Origin of the sequence: Achromobacter arsenitoxydans SY8 (assembly GCF_000236785.1) — a bacterium.
Lineage (GTDB): Bacteria > Pseudomonadota > Gammaproteobacteria > Burkholderiales > Burkholderiaceae_B > Achromobacter > Achromobacter arsenitoxydans.
The window spans coordinates 93207-120052 of the sequence record NZ_AGUF01000073.1 but is presented as its reverse complement, the minus strand read 5'-3'; the positions used below and the strand labels follow the sequence as shown (position 1 = coordinate 120052).

General features: G+C 67.0%; 20 protein-coding genes. 9 read left to right on the top strand and 11 right to left on the bottom strand.

Annotated elements, in window-relative coordinates; genetic code table 11:
* Positions 1 to 135 precede the first annotated feature (135 nt).
* From phbB to KYC_RS22430, 6 genes are read right to left on the bottom strand one after another with little or no spacing between them, the layout of a single operon-like run.
* A complete protein-coding gene (gene phbB, locus KYC_RS22455) occupies positions 136 to 882 on the bottom strand; it encodes an acetoacetyl-CoA reductase (RefSeq protein WP_008166767.1) in 747 nt (248 codons plus the stop codon).
* The gene (locus KYC_RS22450) at positions 872 to 1339 is read right to left on the bottom strand and encodes a hypothetical protein (protein ID WP_043519099.1); all 468 of its coding nucleotides are present in this window, start codon (positions 1337 to 1339) and stop codon (positions 872 to 874) included. The genes phbB and KYC_RS22450 overlap by 11 nt, the downstream gene beginning before the upstream one ends.
* A gap of 49 nt (positions 1340 to 1388) precedes the next feature.
* A complete protein-coding gene (locus KYC_RS22445; RefSeq protein WP_008166764.1) occupies positions 1389 to 2513 on the bottom strand; it encodes an ABC transporter permease in 1125 nt (374 codons plus the stop codon).
* 1 nt (position 2514) lies between these two features.
* The gene (rbbA, locus tag KYC_RS22440) at positions 2515 to 5244 is read right to left on the bottom strand and encodes a ribosome-associated ATPase/putative transporter RbbA (RefSeq protein ID WP_008166762.1); all 2730 of its coding nucleotides are present in this window, start codon (positions 5242 to 5244) and stop codon (positions 2515 to 2517) included.
* Positions 5244 to 6311 carry an HlyD family secretion protein gene (locus KYC_RS22435; RefSeq protein WP_008166761.1) on the bottom strand — a complete coding sequence of 356 codons (1068 nt, stop codon included), beginning with the start codon at positions 6309 to 6311 and terminating at the stop codon, positions 5244 to 5246. The genes rbbA and KYC_RS22435 overlap by 1 nt, the downstream gene beginning before the upstream one ends.
* 30 nt (positions 6312 to 6341) lie before the next feature.
* Positions 6342 to 7820, bottom strand: coding sequence for an efflux transporter outer membrane subunit (locus KYC_RS22430; RefSeq protein ID WP_008166759.1), 1479 nt, complete (start codon positions 7818 to 7820; stop codon positions 6342 to 6344).
* A gap of 199 nt (positions 7821 to 8019) precedes the next feature.
* Here KYC_RS22430 and KYC_RS22425 point away from each other — a divergent pair, with 199 nt between their 5' ends.
* A complete protein-coding gene (locus tag KYC_RS22425) occupies positions 8020 to 8628 on the top strand; it encodes a TetR/AcrR family transcriptional regulator (RefSeq protein ID WP_008166757.1) in 609 nt (202 codons plus the stop codon).
* A gap of 123 nt (positions 8629 to 8751) precedes the next feature.
* On the top strand, positions 8752 to 10347 hold the full coding sequence (locus KYC_RS22420; protein ID WP_008166755.1) for an EAL domain-containing protein: 1596 nt from the start codon (positions 8752 to 8754) through the stop codon (positions 10345 to 10347).
* On the opposite strand, the gene kch is transcribed toward KYC_RS22420, so the two are convergent.
* Positions 10324 to 11535, bottom strand: coding sequence for a voltage-gated potassium channel protein (kch, locus tag KYC_RS22415; protein WP_008166753.1), 1212 nt, complete (start codon positions 11533 to 11535; stop codon positions 10324 to 10326). The two genes, KYC_RS22420 and kch, sit on opposite strands and share 24 nt — an antisense overlap.
* A 410-nt stretch (positions 11536 to 11945) precedes the next feature.
* Positions 11946 to 12761 (bottom strand): response regulator transcription factor, encoded by an 816-nt coding sequence (locus KYC_RS22410; protein WP_008166750.1) that lies wholly within the window; start codon positions 12759 to 12761, stop codon positions 11946 to 11948.
* Positions 12762 to 13316: 555 nt separating this feature from the next.
* Between KYC_RS22410 and KYC_RS22405 the strand changes: the two genes are divergently transcribed.
* Positions 13317 to 13715, top strand: a complete 399-nt coding sequence (locus KYC_RS22405; RefSeq protein ID WP_081478095.1) for a helix-turn-helix domain-containing protein — start codon at positions 13317 to 13319, stop codon at positions 13713 to 13715.
* Here the strand turns inward: KYC_RS22405 and KYC_RS22400 are convergent.
* A complete protein-coding gene (locus tag KYC_RS22400; protein WP_008166746.1) occupies positions 13696 to 14847 on the bottom strand; it encodes an acyltransferase family protein in 1152 nt (383 codons plus the stop codon). The two genes, KYC_RS22405 and KYC_RS22400, sit on opposite strands and share 20 nt — an antisense overlap.
* A gap of 307 nt (positions 14848 to 15154) precedes the next feature.
* Here KYC_RS22400 and KYC_RS22395 point away from each other — a divergent pair, with 307 nt between their 5' ends.
* The 3 genes from KYC_RS22395 (at position 15155) to KYC_RS22385 (ending at position 17340) form a co-directional block, all read left to right on the top strand.
* A complete protein-coding gene (locus KYC_RS22395; RefSeq protein WP_008166745.1) occupies positions 15155 to 15685 on the top strand; it encodes an META domain-containing protein in 531 nt (176 codons plus the stop codon).
* Between the two features lie 34 nt (positions 15686 to 15719).
* The gene (locus KYC_RS22390; protein ID WP_008166744.1) at positions 15720 to 16517 is read left to right on the top strand and encodes an META and DUF4377 domain-containing protein; all 798 of its coding nucleotides are present in this window, start codon (positions 15720 to 15722) and stop codon (positions 16515 to 16517) included.
* An 85-nt stretch (positions 16518 to 16602) separates the two neighbouring features.
* Positions 16603 to 17340, top strand: coding sequence for a sulfurtransferase (locus KYC_RS22385; RefSeq protein ID WP_008166743.1), 738 nt, complete (start codon positions 16603 to 16605; stop codon positions 17338 to 17340).
* A 63-nt stretch (positions 17341 to 17403) separates the two neighbouring features.
* On the opposite strand, the gene metG is transcribed toward KYC_RS22385, so the two are convergent.
* Both metG and KYC_RS22375 read right to left on the bottom strand, forming a co-directional pair.
* Positions 17404 to 19470 carry a methionine--tRNA ligase gene (gene metG, locus KYC_RS22380; RefSeq protein ID WP_008166742.1) on the bottom strand — a complete coding sequence of 689 codons (2067 nt, stop codon included), beginning with the start codon at positions 19468 to 19470 and terminating at the stop codon, positions 17404 to 17406.
* A 221-nt stretch (positions 19471 to 19691) separates the two neighbouring features.
* Complete coding sequence (locus KYC_RS22375; RefSeq protein ID WP_008166740.1) at positions 19692 to 19967, bottom strand: hypothetical protein; 276 nt, start codon at positions 19965 to 19967, stop codon at positions 19692 to 19694.
* A 100-nt stretch (positions 19968 to 20067) separates the two neighbouring features.
* Here KYC_RS22375 and apbC point away from each other — a divergent pair, with 100 nt between their 5' ends.
* Genes apbC through KYC_RS22360 form a run of 3 tightly spaced genes read left to right on the top strand, consistent with a single transcriptional unit; the run spans position 20068 to position 26798 of the window.
* Positions 20068 to 21156, top strand: a complete 1089-nt coding sequence (gene apbC / locus KYC_RS22370) for an iron-sulfur cluster carrier protein ApbC (protein ID WP_008166738.1) — start codon at positions 20068 to 20070, stop codon at positions 21154 to 21156.
* Between the two features lie 3 nt (positions 21157 to 21159).
* Entirely contained in the window at positions 21160 to 23052 is a 1893-nt protein-coding gene (locus KYC_RS22365) for an autotransporter assembly complex protein TamA (protein WP_043519087.1), read from the top strand.
* A gap of 56 nt (positions 23053 to 23108) precedes the next feature.
* Positions 23109 to 26798: a translocation/assembly module TamB domain-containing protein gene (locus KYC_RS22360; RefSeq protein ID WP_050814929.1), complete on the top strand. Its 3690-nt coding sequence runs from the start codon at positions 23109 to 23111 to the stop codon at positions 26796 to 26798.
* The last annotated feature ends 48 nt before the right edge of the window (positions 26799 to 26846 follow it).

Below are 26846 nucleotides of genomic sequence, written 5' to 3'. Positions count from 1 at the left end.
ACGAGGCGGCGAACCGCCCAACAATATGGGGTTAACCCGTTACTTTGTGTTTCGTACAGTGTTTTATCTGGCGGGTTGCACCTAGGTTCTGAGGGTAGGACAACCAGCGCGGCGCCATCGACTGGGCGCCGGCGGTCAATACATGTGCTGACCGCCGTTCATGGCGATGTTGCTGCCCGTCATGAAGCCGGCGGCGTCGCTGCAGATGAAAGCCACCAGCGCTCCGATTTCCTCGGGCTGGCCCAACCGGCCCAGCGGTATCTGCGGCAATATTTTCTCGTTGAGCACCTCCTCCGGCACGGCCTGCACCATGCGCGTGGCCAGATAGCCCGGCGATACGGTGTTCACCGTGACGCCCTTTTTGGCCAGCTCCAGCGCCAGCGACTTGGTGAAGCCGTGTATGCCCGCCTTCGAGGCGGCGTAGTTGGTCTGGCCGAACGCGCCCTTGCTGCCGTTCACCGACGAGATATTCACAATGCGGCCCCAGCCCCGATCCGCCATGGGACCGCACAGCGGCTGCGTCATGTTGAACATGGAGTCCAGATTGCTGTGCATGACCTCGGCCCAGTTTTCGGCCGACATCTTGCGCAGGCTGGCGTCGCGGGTGATCCCGGCGTTGTTCACCAGGATGTCGATCTGGCGCCCGTCATCTTCAAGCCGCCGGACCAGCGCCTGGCAGGAATCGAAGTCCGCCACGTCCACCTTGTACATGTCGAACTTGCGGCCCTTGGCGGCTTCCTCGTTGATCCAGTCGCGCGTGGCGCTTTCGCTGGAATGGTAGGTGACGATGACGTCGTGGCCGGCGTCGTGCAGCGCCACCGCAATGGCGCGGCCCAGGCAGCCGGCCCCCCCGGTGATGAGGGCCGTGCGCCTAGCCGTCATGATGGCCACCCGGTTGGCTGGCGTCGCGCATGGCCGAGCAGGCCGCCGACATCTGGTTCGTCATGGCGGACCACATCTGCGTCAGGGGCGACTCATTGATGGCCACGCCCGCGCTGGTCGCGTTCTTGAACCATTCGCTCATCGCTTCGCCCAGGCCGGCGGCGATCTCGGCCTGCTCCTGCAGCGCGGCGTGAGTCAGGGCCTGGCTGGCTTCCAGTTGGCATTGCCAGCGTTTGCGCGTCAGTTCGCCCATCGCAGGCGCCAGCTCCTGCCAGTTGCCGGCGGGTTTCAAGGGGGCCAGGGTGGCCAGATACTGGCTGGTGCTGTCGCTGGCCAGGCGCTGGCCCAATTCGATCCAGCGCTGCTGGCTTTCCTGCGCAAGCAGCGCAAGGCGCTGGCAATAGGCGGCATTGGCGCCGACGAGGCCCAGGGGCGTGGAGGCATTGGTCTTCTTCATCATCCGTCCTTTTAAAAGAGTGGTAAGGGGAAACGAATACAAACTGGCCTCAAGCCATCTGGCTGAGGGTCTTGCGAAAGCGCGCGAGGGATAGCGCAAACAGGACTGAACCGATCAGCGCCAGCGCCAGGAAAGGTTGCCATACGACGCTGATGCCCGCGCCGCGATAGAGGATGGCCTGGCCGAGCTCCACGAAGTGGGTGGTGGGGGCCGCCAGCATGATGTTCTGCACGAATTCCGGCATGCTTTCGCGGGGTGTGGTGCCGCCGGACAGCATTTGCAGGGGCAGCAGCACTAGTACGAGCAGCATGCCGAATTGCGGCATGCTGCGTGCGAGCGTGGCCATGAAGATGCCCATGGAAGTCGTGGCAAATAGGTGCAGCGCCACGCCGGCCAGGAAAAGCGCCACCGATCCTTCGATCGGCACGTGCAGCAGGCCCCGCACCACGAAAGTCAACGATAGCCCAGCGGACGCCAATACGACCAGCCCCATGGACCACACCTTCGCGACCATGATTTCCGTGGGGGTGACGGGCATGACCAGCAGGTGTTCGATGGTCCCGTGCTCGCGCTCGCGTATCAGCGCGGCGCCGGTCAGGATGATGGACAGCATCGTGACGTTGTTGATGATCTCCATCAGTGCGCCGAACCAGGACTGGGTTAGGTTTGGGTTGAATCGCATGCGCACGGCCAGGTCCACTGGCAGTTCGGTCGCCGCGCGGTAGCGCTTCGCGAATTCGTTGATCTCGTCGGTAATGATCTGCTGGATGTAGCTGCTGCCCGTGAAGGCCTGGCTCATCCGCGTGGCGTCCACGTTCAGCTGGATCTCCGCGGGCCTGCCGGCCAGTACGTCGCGCTGGAAGTTGGGCGGGATGTTGACCGAGAAGGTGTAGCGCCCCGCGTCCATGCCCGCGTCGGCCTCGGCCGAGACGACCATCTGCGGCGGCGTGAAGTGCGGCGGATAAAAGGCCGAGGCGATGCGGGCCGACAGCGGGGAATTATCTTCGTCCACCACCGCGATGGGCGCGTTGTGCAGCGTCTCGGGCACGGCCGTGGCCGCCGTGTAGATCATCAGCGTGAACGACACGAGGATCAGGATCAGCATCATCGGGTCGCGCGCCAGGCTCCAGAGTTCCTTGACGCCCAGGCGGTAGATGTTGGCCAGATGCCGCATGTCAGGTCTCCTGCTTCTTCAACAGGAGCGCCGAGGCGCCCAGGATGACGGGAATCGCGATCAGCAGCGGCCAGAACGAGCCTTGCAGGTCGTGGAAGTCCAGCGCTTTGCTGAACACGCCGCGGCTGATGGTGAGCATGTGAGTGGCGGGATAGATCTGCCCGATCAGCCTGCCGCCGCCTTCCAGCGACGAGACCGGATTGAGCAGTCCCGCGAACTGCACGGCGGGCACCAGGGTGCCGATCATGGTGAAGAACAGCGCCGCGATCTGGCTGCGCGTGAATGTAGACGCAAGCAGCCCGATCGCGGTGGCCACCACGTTGTAGATCAGCGCGGCCGCCAGCAGGGTCACAAAGCTGCCGGTAATGGGCACGCCGAACAGCGTGACGGCCAGCAGGGTCATCAGCAGGAAATTCAGCATGGCCAGGGCCACGTACGGCGCCTGTTTCCCCAGCAGGAACTCCAGCCGCGTCACCGGCGTGACGTATAGGTTGATGATCGAGCCGAGCTCCTTTTCCCGCACCACCGCCAGCGCGGTCAGCATGGCCGGCATCATCAGCAGCAGCAGGGGGATCACCGCCGGCACCATGGCGGGCAGGCTGCGCACGTCCGGGTTGTAGCGGAAGCGCGTTTCCACGCTGACGGCGGACGTCGCGTCCAGGCCCAGCTTTTCGCGGGCCTGCTGCGCCAGCCAGCCTTGGTGCATGCCCATCACGTAGCCGCGGATGGTCTCGGCGCGCTGCGGCATGGCGCCGTCGATCCAGACGCCGATCTGCGCATTCTTGCCGCGCTGCACGTCGCGCGCGAAGCCCTGCGGGATCTCGATTGCCAGCGACAGCTCGCCGCTGCGCATGCGCGCGTCCATGTCGGTGTAATCGGAAATGGGCGGCCTTTCAATGAAGTAGCGCGAGCCGGACAGGTTCAGGCTGTAGTTCTGGCTCAGGCTGGTCTGGTCGCGGTCCATGACGGCGTAGCGCAGGTCCTCGACGTCCAGGCTGATGCCGTAGCCCATCACGAACACCAGCAGCAGCGATCCCATCAGCGCCAGCGTGGCGCGCACGGGGTCGCGCCGCAGTTCCAGGGATTCGCGCCACACATAGCTCAGCGCACGCCCGATACTGAAGCCGCGCCGCGGCGGCTCCGGCGGCGTGGACGGGATTTCGGCCGGGGGCGCCGCGCCGGCCTCGGCGGCCGTGCCGGCGCCCGCGTCGATCAGGTAGGCGATGAACGCTTCTTCCAGCGTCTTTGCGCCGCGCATCCGGGTGATCTCGTCGGGCGACGCGCTGACCAGAACCTTGCCCGCGTGCATCAGCGACATGCGGTCGCAGCGCTGGGCTTCATTCATGAAATGGGTCGAGATGAAGATCGTGACCTGGTCTTGCCGGGCCAGCGCGATCAGCAGGCGCCAGAAGCCGTCCCGCGCGACCGGGTCCACGCCCGAGGTCGGCTCGTCCAGGATCAGCAGTTCAGGCTTGTGCACCATGGCCACCGCCAGCGACAGGCGTTGGCGCACGCCCATGGGCAGGTTCTGCGGCAGCGTGTCCAGTACGTCGGCCAGGTCGAAGCGGCTCACCATTTCGTCCACGCGCCCGGGTATGTCGGCCTCGGGAACGTGGAACAGGCGCGCGTGCAGCACAAGGTTCTGCCGCACGGTCAGTTCGCCGTACAGCGAAAACGCCTGGGACATGTAGCCCACGCGGCGCCGCGTATCTATGTTGCGCGGGTCGACCTCTTTGCCGAACAGCCAGGCCTGTCCCTCGCTGGCGGGCAGCAGGCCGGTCAGCATCTTCATGGTGGTCGACTTGCCGCAGCCATTCGAACCCAGGAAGCCGAATATCTCGCCGCGCCGGATGCGGAAGTTGACATGGTCCACCGCCACGAAGTCGCCGAAGCGCATGGTCAGGTCGTGCGCCTCGATGGCGATTTCGGCGTCATCGTCCAGCGCCAGCGGCACGATTTCCACGGGCTTGTGTCCGCGCCGCTTTTCTTCGGGCAGCAGCGCAATGAACGCGGCCTCCAGCGTTTCGGCTCCCGTGCGCCGCGTCAGCTCCGCTGGGGTGCCGGTGGCCAGCACGCGGCCGTCGTCCATGGCGATCAGCCAGTCGAAGCGCTGCGCTTCGTCCATGTAGGCGGTCGCTACGATCACGCTCATGCCGCTGCGTTCTTTGCGGATTTCGTTGATCAGATCCCAGAACTGCGCGCGCGCCAGCGGGTCCACTCCGGTGGTGGGCTCGTCCAGGATCAGCAGGTCTGGATCGTGGATCAGCGCGCAGCACAGTCCCAGCTTCTGTTTCATCCCGCCCGACAGCTTGCCCGCCGGCCGCGACAGGAAGGCGGACATGCCGGTGCTGCGCGTCAGACTGTCGATGCGCCGGCGGCGCTCAGCCGCGTCGTGACCGAACAGGCGGCCGAAGAACTGCAGGTTTTCTTCCACCGACAGCGTGGGGTAGAGGTTTTTGCCCAGGCCCTGCGGCATGTAGGCGATGCGCGGGCAGACGTCGTCACGGTGCCGGCTGCTGGCCATGTCGCCGTCCAGCACGACGACCTTGCCCTGCTGCACCGCCCGCGAGCCCGCGATCAGCGCCAGCAGGCTCGACTTGCCCACGCCGTCCGGCCCGATAAGGCCCACCATGCGTCCCGCCGGGATGTCCAGCGTGATGCCGTCCAGCGCCTGCACTGCGCCGTAGCGCAGGCTCACGTCGGACAGCGAGACGACGGGCGCGGTGTTCATCAGGGCACCCTGACTTCAAGATTGGCGGGCCATTGGGCGGCGGCGTCCAGCTTGAGCCACGCCACGCCCGGCAGGCCGGTCTTGACCTGCTTGAGGTGTTGCTGCAGCAGTTCGGGGCTGATTTGCGCCTTCACGCGGAACATCAGCTTCTGCCGTTCGCTGGCGGTCTCGACGGTCTTGGGCGTGAACTGCGCCGTGCTGGCCACGAAAGACACCTTGGCGGGGATCACGTATTCGGGGGCGGCGTCCAGGATGATGCGCACGTCCTGGCCCAGCGCAACCCGGCCGGCGGCCTGCTCGGGCAGGAAGAACGTCATGTAGACGTCGGCCAGGTCCACCATGTTGAGCACCTTGCCGCCGGCGCCCAGCACTTCGCCGGGCTGCGCCACGCGGTACTGCACGCGGCCGGCGCGCGGGGCGCGCAGTTCGCTGTCGGCGATGTCGGCGTCGATGCGCGCAACGGTGGCCTGGGCCGCGGCGATGGCCGACTGCGCGCCGATCTGGGCGGCGCGTGCCGCGTCGATGGCGGACGCGGCGGCCGTCACCTGGGCGCGCGCGGCGTTCACCGCCGCCTGCATGCTGCGTACGCGGGCACGGTCGTCGTCCAGTTCCTGGATGGAGGACGCGCCTTCCTTGGACAGTGTCTCGGACCGGGCGAGCCGGCGGCGCGCCGCGTCCAGCTCGCTTTCCCGCTGCACGACCACGGCGTCGGCCGCCAGCTTGTCGCTTTCGCGCTGCGCGACCTGGGCGGCGGCGCTGGCCGCGCTGTTGATCGCCTGCTGGTGCTGGGCGCGCGCTTCCTCGCGCTGCGCCTGCAGCGTGTCGACCTGCATCCGCGCCAGCGGCTGGCCGGCGGACACGAAGTCGCCCTCGATGACCAGCACCTCCTGCACGCGGCCGGCCAGCTTGGTGGCAACGTCGATCTCGGTGGCCTCGATCCGGCCGTTGCCGCTGACGAAGCCTTCGCCGGGGCCGGTGTCGGCCATCAGGCGCCATCCGTACCAGCCCGCAGCGGCGACGGCCAGGACGGCAAGCAGGGGAATCAGTTTTCGGGTGGGCAGGCGCATGGTGGCGGGTCCTTGGTCTTTTCTGTTCGGTCAGCTGCGGGGTGTGTCGGGGGCGGCCGGCGGCGCCTGCGTGCCCCCGCCCAGCGCGGCGTACAGGCCGACGCGGCTGGAAAGCAGGGCCCGGCGCGTCTCCACCAGTTGCTGCTGCGCGGCCAGCAGGTCGCGCTTGGCGTCCAGCACTTCCAGATAGGGCGAGGCGCCGTGGTCGTAGCGCAACTGGGCCAGGCGCTCGCGTTCGGCCTGGGCGGCCACGGTGGCGCGCAGCACGTCCACCTGCTCGGCCAGCCAGCGGCGCGTCGACAGCGCGTCGGACACGTCGCGGAAGGCGGTCTGAATCGTCTTCTCGTAGTTCGCGATGGCCAGGTCGCGCCGCGCTTCGGTCAGGTCCAGCGAGGACTGGCGGCGGCCCGCGTCGAAGATTGGCAGGTTGATGCTGGGGGCGAAGTTCCAGGCGCGGCTGCCGCCAGCGAACAGGCCATCCAGCTCAGCGCTGGCAGTGCCGAAGGCGCCGGTCAGCGTGATGCTGGGCAGGAACGCGGCGCGGGCCGCGCCGATATTGGCGTTGGCGGCCTTTAGCTGATGCTCGGCGGCGACGATGTCGGGCCGGTTGGTGAGCAGATCGGACGGCAGTCCGGCCGGCAGGGCGTGCATGACGGCCTCGTCGTTCAGCCGGGTCTGGTCAGGAGACAGGTTCAGGGGCGCGCCCACCAGCAGTTCCAGCGCGTGGGCCTGGGCGGCGCGGGTGCGCTCCAGTTCGGTGCCCAGCGCCTTGGCCTGCTGCCACAGCGTTTCCACCTGCGTCAGGTCCAATTTGGAGATCGCGCCTTCTTCGAAGCGGCGGCGGAAGATGCGCAGCGATTCCGCGCGCGAAGCGATGGTCTCGCGCGTCAGTTCCAGGCGTTCGTCCAGTTCGCGCAGCGTCAAGTAGCTGTCGGCGACCTGCGTGATCAGGCTGAGCGTGGCGGCCTGGGCTGCCGCCTCGGTGGCCAGGTAGTTCTGCAGCGCGGCGTCGGACAGGCTGCGCACGCGGCCCCAGAAGTCCAGTTCCCAGCTCGCCATGCCCAGGCCTACCTGGTATTGGCTCGACACCAGCGGCTGGCCCGTGAGGTTCAGGTCGCCGGGAACGCGGGAGCGGGAGCCGTCGGCCTGGGCGCCTACCGAGGGGAACTGGTCCGCGCGCTGGATGCCGTACAGGGCGCGGGCCTCTTCCACCCGCAGCAAGGCGCCGCGCAGGTCGCGGCTGTTTTCCAGGGCGGTGGAGATCAGGCCCTGCAGCGCGGGGTCGGTGAAGTAGGACTGCCAGGTGATATGGGCCGCCGTGGCGTCTTGCGCGGGGCCCTGGGGTTGGCCCGCCGCGGGATGGCCCGCCCCGGGATACACCGCCGGCACCGGGAGCGCGGGGCGCTCGTAATCGGGGGCAAGCGAGGTGCAGCCGGCGGCCAGCAGCGCCGCCAGGGCGGCTGGGGCCAATCGCGCGGCGATTTTGGCGGTAAACGCAGGGGCAGTCATGCGGCAGTTCTCCAGCGCAAGGGGGGCGGGAGCATCCGGGACGGAGCAGGCTTGTGACCTGCTAGCCCGGACCGGCTTCCGGCACCAGGGGCATGCGCTTATTCTGCCCAAGCGGACTCAGACATTCCTTGACCTCGGTCAAGTTAACGACTGACTGGTCGGTTTGTAATGGCTGGACATCGAAACGGGAGCAGCAGAGATGGACAGACAGCGCATTCGTCTTCCACCGGTCGTGCGGGTAGGGCAGATCCTGGACGCCGCACTGCAGGAGTTTTCGCAGGCGGGCTACGCTGGCGCCCGCATGGACGACATCGCCCTTCGAGCCGGCCTGTCCAAGGGGGGGCTGTACGCCCACTTCCCTAGCAAGGAAGCCATTTTCGTCGCGCTGCTTGAGCGCAACCTGAGCCCGTCGCGCCTGGACGTCGAAGCCATTGCTGATGGGGCCGCAACGGCCCGCGACATGGCCGAATGCATTGCCGACCATCTGCACCAGAGCCTTGCCAACCCGGCCATGATCAGCACGCTGCGCCTGCTGCTGGCCGAAAGCGGCCGGGTGCCGCACGTGGCCGCGCGCTGGCGCCAGGAAACCGCGGCAGCCAACCTGGCCGATCTTGCCCGCCTGCTGGCGCTGGCGCGCCAGCGCGGGGTGTGCCGCGACAGCGTGGCCCTGGACCACCCCTGGCTGCTGCTGGCCCCCGTGGTCCATACGGTGGTCATGGCGGCGCTGCATGATCCAGAGGGCGGCATGCTGCTGGCCGACCGGCGCCAGGCCCATGTCGAGATGATCTGCGAGCTGCTCGCGCCTTGACGGTCCGCCGGCCACGGACACGCGCTTCTTGACGTTGGGCCGCGCTTGGTGTCCCATCGTCCCGTTGGGCGTACGAAAACCGGACCATACTCCAGCGGGGGGACTTTGCCGACATTGGCCTTGATGGAACGCGTACCGTCGTGGCGCTACCTGCCTGTGGCGCTGGCTCTGTCGCTCCCGGTACTGGCCTGCGCCGGACTGACCTGGTGGCATGCCCAGAAGGCGCAACGCGAGGAAGCCGAGTCGGCCGCCCGCATCGTGCGGGCGCAGACGCAGCACATCCTGGCGCAGGCCTGGGAGGTCCTGGACCGGGTTGCCGCGCTGACGGCGGTGCCGTGCGAGCAGGCGCTTCCCGACCTGCAGCGCTGGGGCACGCTCAACCCCTATTTCCGTTCGCTGATCCTGCTGCGCGACGACCGTATCTATTGCTCTTCCGCGGTAGGAAAGGCCGACTACTCGGTCTCGGAATTCCGGCGATGGTCGGGCAGCTTGTCGCCGGGCGGCTGGCTGTTCACCGTGGACGGCACGCCCTTGGCGCCGGAACGCCCCGCCATCCTGCTGGGCAGGTCCGGGACTGACGGACATAGCGGCGTGGTGGTGGTCGACGGGCGCTATGTGCAGGATCTGCTGAACGCCGTGGCCACCCTGCGCGACTACCGCATCGAGTTGCAGGTGGGCGAGGGCGGGGCGCCCATACGCAGCGATTCCCAGGGGCCGTGGGACGCGCCCAGCTCGCTCGTGTACAGCGAAACCACGAACCATGACGGGCGCGCTCCCCTGATCGTTCGCGTCAAGGCGCCACCCGAGGACCTCGTGCAGGCCTGGCAGCAACTGATGCTGACGTATCTGCCGGCGGCAGCGCTGCTTGGCCTCGGGCTTGCCGTCGGGGCGTACAGGCTCCAGGCGAACCGCCGATCGTTCAAGGAACTGCTGCGGCGCGCCATGCGCGCGGACGAGTTCCAGGTGCATTACCAGCCGATCTATGGCCAGGCGACGGGCCAGTGCGAGGGCGTCGAGGCCCTGATGCGCTGGCAGCGCCCCGGCGTGGGCTACGTGCGGCCGGACATCTTCATCGCGGCCGCTGAAGAGGACGGGATGATCATCGCGCTTACTCGCCATCTCTTCGCGCTCATCGAACGCGACATGCGCAGTTGGACCACGCCGCCCGGGTTTCATGTCGGCATCAACATCGCCGCGGAGCATCTGTCCAGCCCCGAGCTGGTACCCGATATCGAGCGCTTCGTGCAGAACGTCTCGGCGCGCCAGCCCGTGGTGGTGCTGGAAATCACGGAACGCAGCCTGATCACCGACGACGGACAGGCGCGGCGCAATATCGACGCGCTGCGCGCGCAAGGCGTGCTCGTGGCCATCGACGACTTCGGAACGGGGCACTGCTCGCTGTCATACCTGCAGCAGTTCCCGGTGGACTACCTGAAGATCGACCAGGGGTTCGTCCATGCGATCCAGCCCTCCGGCGAAGACGCGCCGGTGCTGGACGTCATCATCACCCTCGGCCATCGTCTGGGCCTGGCGGTGCTGGCCGAAGGCGTCGAAACCGAACTGCAGTTCAACTACCTGGTCAGGCGTGGCGTCGCCCTCATCCAGGGCTATCTGTTCGCGCGTCCCATGCCGTCGGAGCAGTTCCTGCACTGGTATGCCGGGCATGCGCCGCCTCCTGGCGCGAAGCGGCCGGAATCAAGCAACCTTGGCGCTGGATGAAGGCTTGGCGAAGAACAGGTCCGTGATGGCCTGGCTGTCCATGGGCTCGCCGTTGATCGCGCGGGTCAGGAGCTCCGCGCCCAGCAGTTGCACCGAAAACACCAGATCGGGCTGCACGCGCCGGATCTTTTCGAGATGCTTGCTGGTGTTGACCAGCGCGACGGTCTTGGCGCCGTCGGCGCCCGCGGCCTCTTTGGCCGCCAGCACGATGAACGCGTTCTCGGCATCGTCGTCGCGCAGCGCCAGCACATAGCGCGCGCGCGTCACGCCGGCCTGGTGCAGAACGTCGACACTGGAGGGATCGCCTTCGATCAGGTCGGTGGCCGCGGGGTAATCGTGCGCCATGCCGGTCGGCACGATGACGGTGACCTCTTCGTTGCGGCCGCGCAGTCCCTGGTAGACGCTCTGGGCCAGCGGCGTCGCGCCGGCGATGATGATGTGATTCTTTCTCATGGCGGAAGAAAACCTGCCTTTTACGAGCCGTTTCAGGTTGCCGCCGATCACCGGTCCGGCGATCGCGCTGACGGACGTGGCGAACACGGTAATGCCAAGGATGATAATCGACGCGGTGAACAGCCGCGCCGTGCCGCTGTGCGGCGTGATGTCGCCATAGCCCACCGTGGACATGGAGACGATGGAAAAGTAGAGCGCCGTGCCGGCGTCGAGGATGGGCGGATTGAATTCGTTGCCCAGGTACAGGGTGCCGAACACGGCATAGATCAGCAGCGACAGCACGCTGACCAGCGCGAAGAGCGACCCGGCGGTGACGCTGGCGCGGTCGAAGCGCCGCCAATAGGCCACCAGGGCGATCACGAGGATCAGCGTGTAGATGCCCAGCCCGGCCCGCCCGCCGTCGCCAAGGATGGCGAAGGTGCCCACACCGATCAGCAGCACCAGCGAAAACGCCCACGCGATCCGGGCCTTCAGGATCAGGCCCAGGGCGATCACCTGCAGGCCCACGCCCAGCACCAGGCGCGGGATCTCCAGCAGGCCGACCACGCGCATGATTTCATGCCAGTTGTCCAGAGCCAGCCAGAATGAATATTCACGCGCGCGGACCTCTCGCAGCACGGGATGCATGAACGCGTAGCCGTCCAGCGCCACCAGGATGGCCAGGCACCAGTTGGGAGGAAAAAACGCCAGGATTTTGCGAAGGCGGTGGCGCAGATTGGGTCGGGGCAGGGGCATGGGACGCACGCGCTTCCTATATCAAATAGGTATGGAAGACTATCAACAAAGAATTACTGGAAACTCGCCCGAGGTCCTAAACTTTCCGCATCAGGCGGCTATCCGGAAGGAACACCGCTGATATGGCATATAAGCCCGCCAGCAGTCAGGGTGGACAAGTTGCCAGGCGTTGATCACGTTGCAGCCTGCGTAGGGACTAGAGACCCGGCGCGGGTCCACGGTCGGACCGTGCGTGAGTAGTATGAGGCACGAATGTTGGAATCGCGTGATCCAGGTAGAAGGCATCGGTGCCGGCCGATGACTCCAGGCTCACGTGTTGTTTTAGCGCGGCGTCTTACCCTTCGGGGGCAGCGCCGCGTTTTTTTCGTCTGGCGCGCTTCCTCGGCGCGCCTGGGCGCAAGGCGCCGCGGCTAGGCCGGCGCGCTCGCGTCCTGCGCTTCGCCGCGCCAGGCCTCCTGGCCTTCCGAGCGGCCGTCTGCCGCCGATACCCGATAGTCCAGATCCAGTGTGATGTCGGCCGCGAACATGTAGCCCCATCCGTGTACAGCCCGTATCGGCAGGGTCATCTGATTGGCCGCGGCCTTGCGGCGCAGGCGGCTGATCATTACGTCCACGAACCGGCGCCGGGTGATGCCGCTGTCGGCCTCGTCGGCGCCATCGGCGATGAACGCATCGCGGCTGACCTTGCGGTCGGGCGCGCGAACCAGCCGGGACAGGAAGTCCCGCTCGCCCGTCGTCAGCCCCAGCGTCCGGCCCTTGGGACTGATCAGCGTCCAGCCCTTGTTGGCCAGCCGCCAGCCTTCCTGGGAGGGCTCTTCCGCGGCCTGCGGATCCGACGCAGGGTCCATGCCGTCCAGGCCGACGGCCCGCCTGACCAGCGCCTGGAGCACGGCCGCCAGTTCAAGCCCCGTCACTTCGGGAGGCAGGCAGGCGTCCGCGCCGCACAGCAGGGTACGGATCCGGCTTTCGGAGTCGGCGAAATCTGCGATGGCGACGATGCCCAGGCTGCGGTCCACGGCCCGCAGGCGCACGGCAGCGTTGTGGACATCGGTAAGCGGCGCTTCCAGCACCACCAGCGGGCTGGGCCGGCGGGAAAACCTGTCGTAGACATCGACCAGGTCGTGGCAGCGGCGGACGTTGAATCCCAGGTGGGAAAGCCCTTCCACCAGTCTGGCATGCCTGGCGTTGTCACTGCCAAGAAATATGACATCCAGCGTGTTGTTCATTGATGCTTCCAATGAGGCGGCGCGCCGCTGGCGCCGCCGGAGCGGGCTGCCGAGCCCGCAGGACCAGGCCGTTGCCGGCCCTTGTTGGCGCTGAGGTCACGCCCGTGTTTCATTTAAACACGGGCGTGTTTTTTTGTGAAGATACGTTTCGATAGTTTCTGCTGGTAACAGAAATAGACGGCCAAATGGTCCCAAGAGCATTGAAACGCTGTTTGTTTCGTCGTCTGCATCAACAAAATATTATGTATTACCGATACATTATTTTGTTTTTGCCGGTCAGTATTCCCATAAACTCATCCGTCTTTTTTGTTGCCCGGGCCTCATGCGGGGGATGCCGGGCGGGTCGCTGCCTGGCAGGGCGCCGCGCTGCAAGTCGATGATAGTTATGGCTTTTATGGCGCAGACTTGCGCGGCGTGCGATGCCGGCGGACCCGGCGGATGCGCGGTCGCGCGGGGCGGGCCGCGATTTACGGATTAGCCCGGAAATTGGGGTGTAATCCGTTTGTTTGGCAGCAGAATTGAGATGCTTTAATCAAATAAATACATTCATATTAAATGTCTCGGGTTGATCGATTGGACACGTTTAGCCATCGTCTGCGCAACGCAAGAATGCTTCAGGGATGGACTCAAAAGGACTTGGCGGTCGCAAGCAACCTGTCGCAAAGCGCCATCGGCAACTACGAAAGCGGGCAGCGCCAGCAGCCCTCCAGTGACGCCCTCATCAAGCTGACGCGCGCGCTGCGCGTCAATCCGCTTTGGCTCAGCACGGGCGAAGGCCCGATGCTGGAATCCGTACAGGACGGCGATGGCGCAAGCGGCATGGGTCCTTTCACCATGCAGCCTGCGTGGCCGTTCGAAACGGTCTCCTACGCTACCTACGCCCGCCTAAGCTCACAGGAAAAGCGCCAGATCGAGCTGGTGCTGGCCGCGTACATCAAGGCACGCGGCGAATAGTCCCCATGGGTTCGACCGGCACCTGAGGCCGCGGGCGGGAGTCGGCCGCAGGCTGTGCCGCGCCGCGGCCCCCATCCGTGCGCAGGCGGCTGCGCAGGCGCTCCAGGGGATCCGCGATCAAATAGTTCAGGACCGCCGAGACGCCGATGCAGCCCGTGATCGCCATGGCTGCGAACAGCATCGGCTGATGTTCCTGCAGGCCGTGCATGAGCCAGCTGAACGCCATGATCACCAGCATGTGACAGATGTAGAGCGGGTAGCTCAGTTCGCCGATCGCCTTGTCCAGTTTGTGCCGCGACTGGAACAGGAACGCCAGCGGCAGCAGCGCGGCGAACAGAAGGACCGCAATGCCATCGCGCACTGTGGGATTGATGCCGATCGAGAAGTGCACCACGATGTAAGCGAACAGGATGGCCGTGCCCAACTCGGGCAGGCGCTTCACGCGCTGCGTCCAGGCCTTCATGCGTGGCAGCAGCACCTGGTGCGACAGCGAGCCGATCAGGAACAGCGCCAGCTCCGTGGGAAAGAAGCGATAGGTCCAGGGATCGGACCGGCCGACGCCGGTCGCGATCAGGATGGCGCGCAAGATCAGCGACGCAGCCAGCAGGGCCAGCAGCCGGCGCGGCGATCGCAGCACGAACGGCGCCACCAGGTAGAAGCTCATTTCCACGCCCAGGGTCCAGGCCTGGGGCACCAGCAGACCCTTGTAGAGCGGCACGTCGCTGTTGGCGAAGCTGCCCGTGAACGCCAGCGCGGAATCGCGGATGCCGAAGAACATCAGCCAGTCCTGGCCGAAGATGAAAATATTGGAGAGCACCAGGAAGAGTTCGGCGCTGAAGGGCAGGGACTCGTAGATGCGGAAGAAGGAGCCGCCGCTGACGATGTGCGCGGTCAGCGTCAGGGCCGCCACGGCCAGGTAGATGGGGAACAGCCGCAGGAAGCGGTTCGCGTAGAACTTGCCCACCGCGCCCTGGTAGTGGTCCGTCGCCGTCAGCACATAGGAAATCAGAAAGCCCGAGATCACGTAGAAAAGCTGCACCGCCAGCCGGCCGCCCACCAGTTGATCGCCATAGCCGCCGCCCAGGTGGTCGAGCACCACCGACAGCGCCAGTAACGTTCTCAAGAAGCCCATTGCGTGTCTCCCCGGTAGATATTCTTCTATGGCCCGATGGGCCGGACACTTGCGCTTGACGACGTTGCGTGCTCCGCTCCTCTTTCCCTGTATTTCTGATCCGGCCGGAGTCACCCACTGCCGATGATTCTGCGCGCAGCAGAAGGCGCCCGCCATGCGGCTTTCGATGCAGCACGCCGCGCCATCGGAGGTAGGAACGCGGCTTGCTCGTGCTGCTTTCGGATTCGGCTGTAGGGCGGAGAAAATCGCCCGCCGCGCCGATGCCGGTTACAGTACGAAGGTTGCGAATCATCCTGGAGTCCCGCCCATGCCCAACTTCCTGTCCACGCGTAGCCGATTGCTCTGCCTGGGAGTGCTGACCGCGGCACTGGCCGGTTGCGCCGGATCAATCGGCGGGGCTCGCCCGGAAGGCGCAGCCGCGGCCAACGCCGCAAGCAGCGCGGATTCGCTGGCGCAGACCAGTTGGGAACTCGTCCGTTGGACGCAAGCCGGCGGCGCACTGCGGGACATCCCCCACGGCGATAACGGCGAACCCATTCGGCTGACCTTCCTGGCGCAGGGCAAGCAGTACCAGGTCAACGGCTTCTCGGGCTGCAACCGATACCGGGGCACCTACAAGCTGGAACGCGGCAAGCTGTTCATCGACGCGCCCGCCATGACCCGCATGGCCTGCAATCCGCCCGAACGGGCCAGGCTCGAGGCCGACTACCTGCGCGGCCTGGGCGTCATTGATACGTTCACGCTGGACAGCGGCGGCGCGCCGCGGCACCTGACCTTCAATCTGCGCGGCGGCGACGTCCTGGAGTTCGAACGCCGCCAGGACCCGCCCACGCCCTGATCCTTTCCGCGTCCAGACTGTCTTCGAGGCACGCATGCCCTTTCCCGCTTCCTGGCGCCGGCTGGCGCCCTGCCTGCTGTTCGTCGGCCTTGCGGCCTGCTCGTCGCCGCCAATGCGCGCCGCCGACGGGCAGGATCCGCGCTTCCAGCCCGCGTCCGCCTCCGACATGCTGGTGCAGACCAGCTGGGACCTGGCCCGCTGGACGCAGCCAGGGGGCGGGTTGCGCCCCGTGCCGCACCCATCGTCGACCACTCGGCCCATTACCGTGGCGTTCATCCATGAACAGGGCTCGCCGCGCATGATGGGCTTTGCCGGCTGCAACCAGTTCAACGCGCCCTACACGATCGCCAACGGCCTGCTTATCGTCCGTTCGGAGCCCGTATCCACAAGAATGGCCTGCGCGCCGCAGGCCATGGCGCTGGAGCGCGACTTCCTGGCGAGCCTCACGCGCATCACCGCCAGTTCGGTGGACAACACCAACAACCCGCAGCGCATGACCTGGAAGCTCAGCACCGGCGACACGCTGGATTTTGGCCGCCGGGTCGACCCCGTCGCCGGCGGCCAGCGCGGCCCCTCCAAGCTGGTCTACGTGAATTCTGAGCGGGTGCCCTGCAGCGCCGGCGCGGGCCGCGCCATGTGCTACCAGGTCCGGGACAGCGCCTCGCAACCCTGGCAGTTCTGGTATGGCGAAATCACCGGCTTCAATTTCCAGCCGGGCGTGCGCTACCGCCTGCGCGTGGTCGAAGTCCACGACCCCAACCCGCCTGCCGACGCCTCGTCGGTGCGCTGGGTGCTGGACGCCGTGATCGAGCAGGAAGTCGTCAGCCGTTGAGCTTCCTCAAGCAGGGGCGCGGGCGGGTCGGGGCGCCCAGCGATTACTATTACGGGCTTCGCCGCCCGTTTTTCACCGCTTTGCCATGACTCCCGTCGTCAATATCGCCGCCTACAAGTTCGTTCCGCTGGATTCCCTGCCTGAATTGCGCACCCGCCTGCTGGGCTTGGCGGGCGACGCCGGGCTCAAAGGCACCATCCTGTTGGCCGAGGAAGGCATCAACCTGTTTCTGGCGGGCGCGGCCGACGCGATCGACGCGTTCCTCCTGGAACTGCGCGCCGACGCGCGCTTCGCCGACCTGGAGGTCAAGTTCAGCTACAGCGGCGACGTGCCGTTCCGCAAGCTGCTGGTCAAGATCAAGCGCGAGATCATCCGGATGAACCATCCGGCGATACGTCCCGCCGCGGGCCGCGCGCCGGGCGTCGATGCGCAAACCTTGGCGCGCTGGCTGGAGCAGGGGGCCGACGATGCCGGCCGCCCGGTGGTGATGCTGGACACGCGCAACGCCTTCGAGGTGGACGAGGGCACGTTCAAGAACGCCATCGACTGGCGTATCGACCGCTTTACGCAGTTTCCCGACGCGGTGCAGGCGAACCGCGCGCAGCTTGAAGGCAAGACGGTGGTCAGTTTCTGCACCGGCGGCATCCGCTGCGAAAAGGCCGCCATCTACATGAACGAGGCCGGCATCCAGAATGTCTACCAGCTCGACGGCGGCATCCTCAAATACTTCGAGGAAACTGGCGGCCCGGGCTACGAAGGCAAGTGCTTCGTGTTCGACGAGCGCGTCTCGCTGGACCCGGCGCTGGCGCCCAGCAACGCCTAGCCTGTTCCGCAAACAAAAAAAGAGCCCGCGATGCGGGCTCTTTTGCTTGAGGCGTCAGGCGGATCAGCGCACGCGCATGCCGGGCTTGGCGCCGGGGAAGGGCTCAAGCACGTAGATGCCGGCGTCGACGGCTTCGTCTGCATGGCTGGCGGCCAGCACCATGCCTTCGGATACGCCGAACTTCATCTTGCGCGGGGCCAGGTTGGCCACCATGACCGTCAGTTTGCCGATCAGGTCTTCCGGCTTGTAGGCCGACTTGATGCCCGAGAACACGTTGCGGTGGCGGCCTTCGCCCACGTCCAGCGTCAGGCGCAGCAGCTTGGTGGAACCGTCGACATGCTCGCAGTTGACGATCTGCGCGATGCGCAGGTCGACGCGCGCGAAGTCGTCGATGGAGATGGTGTCGGCCAGCGGTTCGCCGCCAGGCACCACGACGGGCGCGGCGGGCGGCTCGAACAGGTCTTCGAGCATCTGCGGTTCGACGCGCTGCATCAGGTGCTTGAACGGCGCGACGCGCTGCGGCAGCACCGAGGCGTCGGCCCAGGTGAACGGCGCCTGGGCGCCGAACAGCTCCAGGGCCACGCGTTCGGCCAGCGCCGGCAGCACCGGCGCCAGCATCACGGACAGGGCCTTGAAGCCGGCCAGCGAGCGCGAGCAGATGTCCTGCAGCGCGGCCTTCTGCGCGTCGTCGGCGGTGGCGATGCCCTTGGCCAGCACCCACGGCTGCGCGGTGTCGAACGCCTGATTGATGCGGTCGGCATAGGCCATGATTTCGCGGATGGCGCGGTTGTACTCGCGCGCTTCGAACGCGGCGCGGATGGATTCGGCCTGTTCGGCGTATTCCGCGGCCAGCGCGGTGGTGTCGCCCGAGTAGCCCAGCACGCCGTCGAAGTGCTTCGTGATGAAGCTGGCGGCGCGGCTGGCGATGTTGACGTACTTGCCGACCAGGTCGCTGTTGACGCGCGCGATGAAGTCCTCGGGGTTGAAGTCCATGTCTTCGACCCGCGCGTTCAGCTTGGCGGCGATGTAGTAGCGCATCCATTCGGCGTTCATGCCGATTTCCAGGTAGCGCAGCGGCGAGATGCCGGTGCCGCGGCTCTTGGACATCTTTTCGCCGCTGACGGTGATGAAGCCGTGCACGTTGACGGCGTCCGGCGTCTTGCGTCCGGCGAATTTCAGCATCGCGGGCCAGAACAGCGCGTGGAAGTACACGATGTCCTTGCCGATGAAGTGGACCTGCTCCGTGTCGCCGTTGGGGTCGAGCAGGGCGTCGAAATCCATGCCCTTGACTTCGCAGTACGACTTCAGCGACGCCAGGTAGCCCACCGGCGCGTCCAGCCACACGTAGAAGTACTTGCCCGGCGCGTCCGGGATCTCGATGCCGAAATAGGGCGCGTCGCGCGAGATGTCCCAGTCGCCCAGCTTGGCCTCGCCGTCTTCGGCGCCCAGCCACTCGCGCGTCTTGGCAAGCATTTCAGGCTGCAGGTGCTTGCTGCCCTGCTTGTTCGAGCCGGTGGTCCATTGCTGCAGGAATTCCACGCAGCGCGGATCGGACAGCTTGAAGAAGAAGTGGTCGGACGACTTGAGGACGGGCGTGGCGCCGGTCAGCGCGGAATAGGGGTTGATCAGTTCGGTGGGCGCATAGACCGCGCCGCAGACCTCGCAGGAATCGCCGTACTGGTCCTTGGCGTGGCACTTGGGGCATTCGCCCTTGATGTAGCGGTCGGCCAGGAACATGCCCTTGACCGGATCGTAGAACTGCTCGATGGAGCGCGTTTCGATCAGGTCCTGGGCCTTCAGTGCGCGATAGATGTCGTGCGACAGGGCGACGTTCTCGGCCGAATCGGTAGAGTGCCAGTGGTCGAAACGGATGTGGAAGCCGTTCAGGTATTGCGGCCGCTCGGCCGCATAGCGGGCGACCAGCGCCTGGGGCGTAATGCCTTCTTTCTCAGCCTTCAGCATGATCGGCGCGCCGTGCGCGTCGTCGGCACCCACGAAATGCACCGTGTGGCCCGCCATTCGCATCGAACGAACCCAGATATCGGCCTGGATGTACTCCATGATGTGGCCGATGTGGAAAGATCCGTTGGCGTAGGGCAGCGCAGTGGTGACAAAAAGGGTGCGAGACATGGTTGTCGACAGAGGGTTGAGGGGAAAAAGGATATGGCCGGCCATTTTAGGGCAAGCGCGCGGACTTGCTTGCGCCCTGCCGGAAACAACGCAACCCGCCCATCGCGGCGGCGCGAATCAGGCGGGTTGAGGGTGGGGCCGGGGCGGTTGGGGCCGCAATTGCGCGGTACGCAACGGCCAGCTTGCGCCGGTGGCGGCGCAAGCACGGTGGAAAACCGCCGTCAGCGGATTTCGCGGGCCTCGACGTCGATGACGTCGCCGCGCGGTTGCGTGGCGAACGGGGCGCTGGCGGATTGGAAGGGGCCCGGACGGGCACCCTGACGCTGGCTCCAATAGGCGCGAACGCCGAAGGGCTTGCCGCGGACCTTGGCGACCACGTACAGGATCGCCACGGCGATTGCCGTGGAAAGCATGAACACCAGCGCCATCGCCATGCCGATCAGGGCCAGGGCGGCGAATAGGACGGCACGAAAGAAGCGGATAAGTGTGTTGGTCATGAATGTCGGATGCAAAACGCAGCGAAAGGTTCCCGTGTATCCGCTATCCTTGAGGGGATGGCGGCCCTTCGAACCGCGCTGCCTACGGAACCATAGTGACATGAGTATAACGATAGAACACATCCGCGCTGCGCTGCGCGCCGTGCAAGACCCGAATACCGGTTTGGATTTGGGTGTTTCTGTAAAAGATCGTGACATTCAGCTGAGTGGCGGCCGAGTCGCGCTGGCGCTGGAGCTGGGTTATCCCGCCGACGCCGTCCGCGAACAGATCCGCGATCTCGCCGTCCGGGCCCTGGCCCAGGCGGGCGTGACCGACGCGCAGGTATCCGTCACCTGGAAGGTCGCCGCCCATGCGGTGCAGAAGGGCCTGAAGCCCTTGCCCAACGTGCGCAACATTATTGCCGTGGCCTCCGGCAAGGGCGGCGTGGGCAAGAGCACCACGGCCGTGAACCTGGCATTGGCCCTGGCGGCCGAAGGCGCCAAGGTCGGCCTGCTGGACGCGGACATCTACGGCCCCAGCGTGCCGACGATGCTGGGCATCTCGGGCCGTCCCGAGAGCCTGGACAACAAGAGTATGGAGCCGCTCACCGGCCACGGCCTGCAGGCCAATTCCATCGGCTTCCTGATTGATGCCGATTCGCCCGCCATCTGGCGCGGCCCGATGGTCACGCAGGCGCTGGAACAGCTGCTGCGCCAGACCAACTGGCGCGATCTGGACTACCTGATCGTCGACATGCCGCCCGGCACGGGCGACGTGGCGCTGACCCTGGCGCAAAAGGTGCCGGTCGTCGGCGCGGTCATCGTCACGACGCCGCAGGACGTCGCGCTGCTCGACGCCCGCAAGGGCCTGCGCATGTTCCAGAAGGTGGAAGTGCCCATCCTGGGCGTGGTCGAGAACATGGCCATCCACATCTGCTCGCAATGCGGGCACGCCGAGCACATCTTCGGCGAGGGCGGCGGCCAGCGCATGGCCGAGCAATACCAGACGCCGTGGCTCGGCAGCCTGCCGCTGACCCTTGCGATCCGCGAGCAGACCGATGCCGGCACCCCGACGGTCGTGTCGGATGCGGGCAGCGAGGCCGCAGCCCTGTATCGCGCCATCGCAAGAAAGCTGGCGGCCGGGGTTGCCGCACTGCCGCGCGATATGGCCGGGAAATTCCCCTCCATCGTCGTGCAGCAACCGCACTGAAGCATGCGGTGGGCTGCCCGCGCCTTCTTGGCAGGATTGTGCGTGATGGCGGGCGACGCATTGGCCAAGCGCCCGGAAATCATCGTGGACCCCGGGGGCGTGCCTCCTGCGGCGCTGCAGGCGATCACCCAGGCCGTTGACGCGATCGCGCGGCTGGCGGAAGACCAGGACGGCGGTGAAATCAACCGCTTGCGCCGGCGCGCGCGCGACGCGACGCTGGCCGCCCTGGCCACCCAGGGTTATTTTTCGCCCAAGGTCACGCTGGAAGCCGGCACCGACATCGGCGGCGAAACCTGGGACATCGCCATCGTGCCGGGTAAGCGCACGGTCGTGGAGTCCGTCAACTTGGAATTTTCGGGCCGCATCACGCGCCCCGAATATGCGCAGCGCGTGCAGCGGCTGCGCGACGACTGGCGGCTCAAGGAAGGGCAGCCGTTCATCAACAGCGACTGGAACCGGGCCAAGGCGACGCTGCTGGACGACGTGTCCACGCGCGACTTCCTGCTGGCGCGCATGACGTCTTCCCGGGCCGACATCAACGCCGACAAGGCCACCGCCAGCCTGCACGTGTCGATCGACAGCGGGCCGCAAGTCCGCATGGGCGAACTCAACACGACCGGGCTCAAGCGCGTGCCGGAAACGCTCATCGACCGCTACGTCCGCTACAACGTGGGCGCGGCCTTTGACCAGAACCGTCTGGACCAGTGGCAGCAGGACCTGCAGTCCACCGCCTTCTTCCGGGGCGCGTTCGTGTCGCTGGAGCAGCCCGGCGACACGCAGCAGCCCACGGACCCCATTTCCGACCGCGCGCGCGCGCCGGGTTCCGAAGACGCTGCGGCCGCCGCGCCGGCCGGAGATCCGACGGTATCGGGCGGCATGCCGCCGCCGCCGGCCCAGTTCGATTCCGACGGCGAAGTCACGCTGCCGGTGCAGGTGCGCGTGGTCGAAGCGCCGCCCAAGCGTTTTTCCGCCTCGATCGGCGTGGACGACGAGGCCGGCGTGCGCGTGGAGTCCCTGTATCGCCAGAACGTGGTGTTCGGCCAGCCCGTCACCATGGAAACCGGCTTCGGTGTCGACCGCCTGCGCCAACGCGCCTTCCTGGATATCCTCCTGCCGCCCACGGAACGCGGATACCGCGATTCCGTCGGGATCCTGGCCGACCGTTCCGACATCCAGGGCCTGGAAGTCACCCGCTACGCGCTGGGCGCCACGCGCTCCCAGGAACGCAAGGGGGCGGGCGACAGCCGGGTCGAATACGAAACGCGCTGGGGCGCGCTGCTGGCGCAGGATCACGTCAAGATCGACGGCGGCGACAGCTTCACGCTGCCCACGGCGACGCTCACCGCCGAATGGCTGCGCCGCGACGTCGACAACAAATACGACCCGCGCGAAGGCAACCTGATTTCCGTGGGCGGCGGCGTCGGCGTCACGCTGGATACGGGCGAGCCCTACACCCGGCTGAGGCTGCGCGGCCAGAAATGGTGGCCGATCGGCAAGCTGGACGTGCTGATGATCCGCGCCGAGGTCGGGCGGGTGTGGTCCAACGGCGATGTGCAGGTGCCCGACGATTTCGGCTTCCGCACCGGCGGCGCGCGTTCCATCCGCGGCTACCGCTACCAGAGCATCGGCGTGCATCGCGACAACGCGGTCGTGGGCGCGCCCACGCTGCTCGTCGGCAGCATTGAATACGACCATTACTTCGATGAACGCTGGGGCATGGGCGTATTCGTCGACGCGGGCGACGCCGCGGAGTCTTTTGGCGACATGAAGATGTCGGTCGGCTACGGCGTCGGCGCCCGCGTGCGCACGCCGGCCGGCCCGCTGTTCCTGGACGTGGCCTACGGCCAGCGCGAACGCGACCTGCGCCTGCATTTCTCGTTGGGGATCGCGTTTTGAGGATTCTGCGGAAATTCCTGCGCCATGTGCTGGTCTGGTGGCTGCCGGGGCTTGCCATGCTGGCCGTGCTGGCGGCGGGCTTCCTGTTCTGGCTGGCCGCGTCGCAGAATGGCACGCGTTTGCTGCTGACCACCGCCGCCCAGCAATTGAACGGGCAGGCGCTGGACGTGCGCGGCTCGATCCTGCGGGGCGTGTCCGTAGGCCGGCTGGAGCTTGAAACGGGCGGCACGCGCATCGACATCAGCGACCTCAATCTGGTGGTGCGCTGGCGCGCGCTGGGGGACCGGCTGCTGCATGTGCGCAATGTCTCGGCGGGGTCGGTTCGCGTCGCGATGACGTCCGCGCCCGAGGAACCGCCTGCCGATGACAGCGACGCGCCTTTCACCCTGCCGGAATTGCCGGTAACCATCGCCGTGGACCGGCTGGCGCTGGGCGACTTCCAGTTCATCCAGGACGGCCAGCCGCTGCCCGTTACGCTGAACGACCTGAGCGCCACCTTCGCCGCGGGCAAACAGGGCGCGCAGTTGCGCATCGCCAGCCTGCGCGTCGGGCACGAGGTGGGCCAGGCGGACGTGACCGGTCAGGCGGACCTGCAGGGCATGGCCGATCCCTGGCCCTTCGCGGCGCGCCTGGACGTAACGGCGCGAGGCTCGGGGCCCGAGTCGCCGCTGTGCCAGGCAGACCGGCTGAGCGGCGTGTTCGGGCCGGTGGCCGGGCAGGCCAAGCCCAACGCTGATGAGCCGGCTAAAAACCAGGCCAGGCCCAAGGCGGATGGGGCGGCCAGGGGCGGCGCCAAGTCCAGGGCAAACGAGGCGTCCAAGGGCCGGGCCGGCGCCGCCGCGGAGGCCAAGGGCAACAGCGCGCAGACTCCTGCCGCCGCGGCCGCGCCGATGGGGCCGCCCGCGCCTGCTTGCCTGGTCGTGCTGCGCGCCGACGCCGCGGGGTCGCTGGACGGCATCCAGGCCAAGTTGGACGGCACCGGTTCCAATCTGGTGCTGGACGTGGTGGCCGACTTGGCGCCTCGCACGGCGCTGGTGCTGCGCAGCGCTCGGGCGCGCGCGCAGTTGCCCGATAAATCGACGCTCGCCGCGCAGTTCGACCTGCAGGCGGGCGATGTCCCCGGCCGCGACCGGATCATCGGGTCGCTCGATGCGCAGCGCCTGGACTTGGGGCCATGGGCGGGCAGCGCCATTCCGCCGGCGGTGCTGACCGTGCGCGCCGACGTGCGGGCCGAGATCGAAAATCTGAGCCAACTGCGCCAGGCTGCCGTTGACCTTCGCTTCGAAGAGGGCAGCCGCTGGAACCGCCAGCCGCTGAGCGGCGCTGTGAAGGCGCAGGTGGATGTCGCCGCGGCGGCGCCCGGCGGAACCGCCGCGCCGGATCCCGAGCTGGATCCGCTGGCGGGCTTGCGGATCCACGGCTTGGACGTGGACTTGCGGCTTGGGCGCAACCGCGTTCGCGCGACAGGCGAACTGGAGGCGGCGGGCGGCGCCGTCACGCTGGACGCGCAAGCGCCCCAGTTGGACGCCTTCTGGCCCGACCTGCCGGGCGGCGCGGACGTGAGGGCCAGGCTTGATGGTTCGGTCGCCTCTCATCGGGGCGAAATCACGGCCAGCTACACCCCGCCCAATCCGCGTCCCGGTGTGATCGGACAGGCGCGCGCGCAGGCCAATCTTACGTTCGCCGGCGGCTGGGGCAGAGGCCCCGCCGGACAGCCCGATGCCGCGCTCGCCGGCTGGCGCGGCTCGTTTTCCCGGCTGTCCGCCGATACCGCAGGTTTTGCCGTGTCGGCGGACCGGCCGGTGACGCTGAGCTTTCTGCCGTCGGCCGTCGCGCCGCAATGGCAGTGGCAGGTCGGCCAGACCGCGTTCAGCCTGACGCTGCCCGGCAAGGAACGCCTGACCGTGGCGCATCAAGGATCGCGTGGGGGCGGCAAGCGCTGGGAAACGGCCGGCCAGGCCGATAACCTCGTTATTTCCGCCGCCATGGCGCGCCAGGTGGTCGGCGCGTTCGATCCTGAAGCGGCGGCCAAGCTGGGCAAAAACGAGGGCAGGGTGAACGCCATGGTGCCCGAGGGCCAGCGGCGCATCGCGCTGGATCTGCTGTGGGACCTGAAATTCGACGGGCGCTTGGGCGGCAGGGCAAGGATCGCCCGCCGTTCCGGCGACCTGCTGATTCCGGGCGATCCCCCCATCCCGCTGGGCGTGAAGACCCTGGCGCTGGAGCTGACCGCCACGCCCACGTCGGCCAACGCCAGCCGGCTGGACGCCCGGCTCGATCTGGCCACCGACAAGATGGGCTCGGTCAACGGGACCGGGACGGCGGTGCTGGCCGTAGACGCCCAGGGCGGCATGGCACTGGACGCGCGACAGCCGCTGCGGGCCCGCCTGAATGCCGACATCGCCGACCTGGCCTGGGTGGGCCTGTTCGTGGGCGACACGATGGAGGTCGGCGGCACGCTCAACGCCAACATCGACGTGCAGGGCACGCTTGCCGGCCAGTGGAACGCGACCGGCAACATCCGGGGCGACAAACTGCGGCTGGTGCGCATCGACGATGGCGTGCGGCTGCTCGACGGCACGCTGTCCGCCCGGCTGGACGGACAGCGGCTGGTGCTGGACAGCCTGCGCTTCCCGGCGTCGCTGCGCGTCATGCCGGCGGAATGGCGCACCAAGGAGTGGATCACGACCAATCCCGGGGCGAAGGGCGGGTATGCCGAAGCCAAGGGCGACTGGAACATCATGGACGGCGGCGGCACGGTCAAACTGACGCTGCATCGCTTTCCCGCGTTGCAGCGGTCGGACCGCTACGCCATGGTGTCCGGCACCGTCGAGGTCAGGGCCGCCATGCCGCGCCTGGATATCGTCGGGAACCTGACGGCCGACGCGGGCTGGTTCAGCCTGGAGATCCTGCAGGGCGTGCCCTCGCTGGACGACGATGTCCGGGTGATCCGGGCGGGCGAGGACGCGTCGAAGATCTCGACGCCCCTGCAGACCTCCATGGACCTCAAGTTCGACATGGGACCGCGGTTCTACATCACCGGCATGGGGCTGGACGCCGGCTTGCTGGGCGCCATCCAGATCCGGCTGAATGACGGCCGCCTGACGGGTTGGGGCCAGTTGCGCACCCGCGGCGGCGGCATCGAGGCCTACGGGCAGCGGTTGCGGCTGAGCCGGGGCACGCTGACGTTCCAGGGGCGCCTGGACAATCCCATCCTGGACATCGAGGCCCTGCGCACCGGCGAACTGGTAGAGGCGGGCGTGCGCGTGGTGGGCACGGCCCAGCGGCCGCGCATCGACCTGGTGTCCTATCCCGAGGTGAGCGACGTCGAAAAACTGTCCTGGCTGCTGCTGGGCCGCGGCCCCGATGAAAGCGGCGGCGACGCAGCCCTGCTGGTGTCCATCGGCACCGCGTTGTTGGGCGGCGGACAGCCTTTCTATAAGCAGTTCGGGCTGGACGACGTCGCCGTGCGCACGGGCAACATGGGCAGTTCGGGCAGCATCCTGCCCGACCGCACCGTGGCCGGCAACGTGAACAGGGATATCAACAGCGATCTCTCCACCCAGTTCCTGGTGGCCAGCAAGAACTTCGCCAACGGCATCACGCTGAGCGTCGAGCAGGCGCTGTCTGGCAGCGACACGGTGGGGCGCGCCAGTTACCGCCTGGCTCGGGGACTGTCCCTGGATTTGAAGGGCGGTTCGGTCAACGGGATCTCTCTGGTCTACCGGACGCTGTTCGGCAATTGACCGGCGCGCGGCTTGAGGCGGGACAAGGCCGTCCCGCCCGGGCCGGGG